This is a genomic window from Sporomusa sp. (genome assembly GCF_035561255.1).
Taxonomy (GTDB): domain Bacteria; phylum Bacillota; class Negativicutes; order Sporomusales; family Sporomusaceae; genus Sporomusa.
Map to the genome: position 1 here is coordinate 1 of NZ_DATMXX010000386.1, position 3,726 is coordinate 3,726.

At 42.5% G+C, this 3,726-nt stretch carries 5 protein-coding genes; 2 read left to right on the plus strand and 3 right to left on the minus strand.

Annotated elements, in window-relative coordinates; genetic code table 11:
* Positions 1-1,459: recombinase family protein (locus tag VN379_RS21985; RefSeq protein WP_325537869.1), on the minus strand; the 1,459-nt coding region annotated here is incomplete at its 3' end.
* Between the two features lie 214 nt (positions 1,460-1,673).
* Positions 1,674-1,919 (minus strand): hypothetical protein, encoded by a 246-nt coding sequence (locus VN379_RS21990; RefSeq protein WP_325537871.1) that lies wholly within the window; start codon positions 1,917-1,919, stop codon positions 1,674-1,676.
* Positions 1,920-2,259: 340 nt separating this feature from the next.
* On the opposite strand from VN379_RS21990, the gene VN379_RS21995 reads away from it, so the two are divergent.
* Positions 2,260-2,436: a hypothetical protein gene (locus VN379_RS21995; RefSeq protein ID WP_325537873.1), complete on the plus strand. Its 177-nt coding sequence runs from the start codon at positions 2,260-2,262 to the stop codon at positions 2,434-2,436.
* A gap of 241 nt (positions 2,437-2,677) precedes the next feature.
* On the plus strand, positions 2,678-3,232 hold the full coding sequence (locus VN379_RS22000) for an N-acetylmuramoyl-L-alanine amidase (RefSeq protein WP_325537875.1): 555 nt from the start codon (positions 2,678-2,680) through the stop codon (positions 3,230-3,232).
* A 203-nt stretch (positions 3,233-3,435) separates the two neighbouring features.
* On the opposite strand, the gene VN379_RS22005 is transcribed toward VN379_RS22000, so the two are convergent.
* Complete coding sequence (locus tag VN379_RS22005) at positions 3,436-3,711, minus strand: YlmC/YmxH family sporulation protein (RefSeq protein ID WP_325537876.1); 276 nt, start codon at positions 3,709-3,711, stop codon at positions 3,436-3,438.
* Positions 3,712-3,726: the final 15 nt, after the last annotated feature.

The following is a 3,726-nucleotide window of genomic DNA, read 5'->3' on the forward strand; positions in this document are numbered from 1 at the left end:
CTACAGAGTCATCACGTCGTACAGCATAAATTTTAATGTCTGATCTGCGAATAATATCTTGTTTATCAGCAAAGGTTTTAGCAGCTAAGATTTCTTCAGGGAGTACGGCCGGTCCGGTAAAGGCTAACTTGTCTTGTGCATGACGCAAAGTAGTGATAGTTGATGCGATAGAAACTAATTCTCTATTAATAACTTGAAGCTCTTTCTTGGCCATGTCGGCGTCGATTAAGTCTTCCCGGAACCAGCTAGTAATTTCTGAGCGTTTTTTTAATAAATCCAACTCAGCCCTTGTTGATTTGTCAATCTCTTTTGAATAATCTTTAGCCACATCTTGCTTTATGTATCGGTCTAGACTATCACTGCCTTGGGCCGAGTTAACAAAGATATCCCAAACTGATTCATCGAATTCATTAGATGGTATTCTCCGGCATTGACAAGGTTCCAAATGCATATAATTACCGGATTCTTTTGTGATGCATGAATAGTAATAATACATCTTGGGAGCCGTCTTTTTACGTTGCCCAGGGCGTCCGTAGGCGGTCATAGAACGTTGGCACAGGGAACAGTAAAGGATGCCCTGTAATAAGTACTCGTGGGTTGTATTGCGCTTCGCAAAGCGCTTGTTTTTTTGCCGCTGCTTTTGCGCTCTCTGATATGTTTCATAATCTACGATAGCCGGCACTGTTATTGGGATCCAATCCTCACGAGGATTATCAGTGATTTCCCGCGTGTTCTGGCCTGTTTTGCTGACTGATTGGCGAAATAGATAATGTTGGCCATAATACATATCTCTGGTTAAGACACGCTCCACGCAGTTAATTGATAATGGCTTACCATCTTTACGGCCTTTAACCCCCGTGCGGGCCAGTTCCAATGTGATTGTCCGTGCACCCAGGCCTTGCTCAATACACATAGCGTAAATCTTACGAACTACTTGAGCCTCATCATCATTAATAATATACATTGAGGTTTCTTTATCAAAATTATACCCATATGGCCGGGCGTTATGAACAATTTTCCCTGAGTTAGCTTTAGCCTTCCGGCCACGCTGGGTACGCTCACGAATCTTTGCTTTTTCAAAAGCGCTGATGGCGCCGCGTATGCTGAAAAAAAGACGGCCCTCCGGGCTGGCATCATAGTCGCCGGTTACAAAGTAAAGATTGATACCGGATTTTTCGATTTCATCTGCAATGAGCAGTTGGTTAGTCAGGTTACGACTTAGCCGATCAGGATCATAGATACAGATGTTTTGAATGAGCTTAGCACGCAGGTCATTTCTAAGCTCTTCGAGGGCAGGCCGGTCAAGGTATTCGCCACTGTAACCATCATCAATATATTCTTTAATTGCAGTTAATCCCATACTAATCAGGCGATTTCGACAAACCTGTAACTGATCGCCAAGTGAATAGCCAGACTTAGCTTGTTCCTCTGAGCTTACCCGGACGTAAACTGCGTTCATGAGCCCTCCATATAATAGTTTGATTCTTTGATTATGCGTAGTAATTTTCCATTCCCAATTGGTTAAACATAAGGCAATTATTCATTTGTGTACCAGTTGTAGTTTAGCAGAGCAAAAAATTCATCCTCTCTGAATTGCAGGAAGAGTAAATTCGTCTGCCCCTCGCACTGCCACTGGCAAGCTTCAATATACCTCACTTAATGTTTCGCGGGACTTACAGAACAATATTAACCATGTTGCCAGGTGTTGTCTGGATTTTTGTAACAAGACTGCGCCATTCATCAAAGGTTAAAAAAGACTGCCCCGGCTCAATTACATCAGCCGGTACCCGGAAGTTAACCGTGTTCCCAAAACTGGCGACAGACAGAACACCCCCATAAGCTGCGAGTGTAATGCGATCAAAATCAATAATAGGGAGGGCTTGCCCTAAGAAGAATTCTTTGTTGACTGAGACTTTCATCTTGCACCTCCTTTATCCCACTATATTTCTACTATGATAATGAGTGAGCAATTTGTATGCATCTATATAACGGCAGCATCGGTAGTTACTTTTGATATGACAAGTAAGCCTCTTGCGCTTTGATCCATGAGCATTCTCCGTTTGAGTTTTCCTTTTTGAGGTTGGTGAAACAGCTTGCCCAAAAAAGTGGGTTTATTATAAGCTTCTTGTTTTTGTCAAAAACTCCTGTAATAATAATACATTTTGGCATCTCAAGCGGCATTTGATTGATAAGCTGGATCAGGAAGATTAAGCGGAAAGTTCTTAAGCCATACTGCATATAATCTATGGGGGTGATGTGGTGGCGAGAAAGGAGCTTACATTTATATTTAAGGGTTGTCAAGTCGGAGACAACTGGTATCCTGCAGATCAGTACCCGTTAGGAAAATTGCCGCAGGAGATTAAAGCTGCCATTGAACGAGGCTGGGTAGAAGGGTATTTCAAAAAGCGTGAGCAACGGCCGAGTTCAACCGGGTAATCCGGTTTTTCATATATGGACAAGCGTGACGGGTATTTCCCATAGATGAAAAAATGAATGGTGTTTACTGAAGTAAAAAAAGCAAGTATTATATCATGTAATATGGAGGGATTTCCTTTAATTTACAGAATGTAGAAATTGTTAGGGTGTATGGGGGAGATATTAGCCATTTTGTCATATTTGGCCTTAATGGAAATGGCATAGTTACTAATCAATTTAGTGGCGCGAAGGGGGGGACAGAGTGTCCAAGATTTTTATTAATCCGGGGCATGCTCCGAACGGCCAACCCGATCCGGGTGCAGTTAATCCGATTACAGGGCTGCGGGAATCGGATGTTGTGGCTAAGGTAGGTGGGTTGGTGAGTAAATATCTGCAATCGGCAGAGTGTGAAACTCAGGTTTTACAGAATAATAGCCTAGCTAAAGTTGTCGAAGCTGCAAATCAATGGTGTGCAGATTTATTTGTGAGTATTCACTGTAACAGCGTAAAGGACAGCAAAGCCGACGGGACTGAAACCTGGTATTGTCAGGGGTCCTCCGAAGGAAACGCGCTGGCTGACTATATCCAAAAGCAAATTATAGCTGCGTTACCACTTACCGATAGAGGACTAAAAGAAGCTGTGCCCGGTATCAGCGGGTTATATGTACTTAGTAATACCGATATGGCAGCTTGTCTGGTTGAGTTGGCGTTCATATCGAATGCAGAGGATGAACACCTGCTGGTCACCAAACAGGACGATTTCGCCAGGGCTGTTGCTAGAGGGATCACCGATTTTTTAGTAAAAATGCCGTCCTAACGGGGCGGTATTTTGATGGAATATTGAGCCGATGCTATTTATTATTCAGATGGATTTTAGCAAGGTTTAAAGGGGTATCAATAAAGAATCGCAAACATTAACGCCAGTCTCTAGATAAAAAAAGATGATCCTGTGGGATCATCTCAGCGCGATACAAAATCAAGCTTTTAAGTATTGGTTCAACATAGGTCAGGGATTTTTGGTTAATCCCGCTTAAGCTCGCCGAAATTTCCAGCTTCCACCAAGATTACATCCATACCGATTTTATTAATTTTATCCCAGGGAATAACTACATCTTCGTTACGTCCAAAGAGTCCCAAGAATTTTCCTACGCCGGGAACAACAATCGCGGTAAGCCGGCCACTTTCGACGTCAATTTCGATATCGGTTATGTTGCCCATACGTTTGCCATCAATTACATTAATTACTTCTTTTAATTTCAAATCGAGTGTACTACTGACAAAAATCTCATCAGACATTGGTCAAGCACCTCC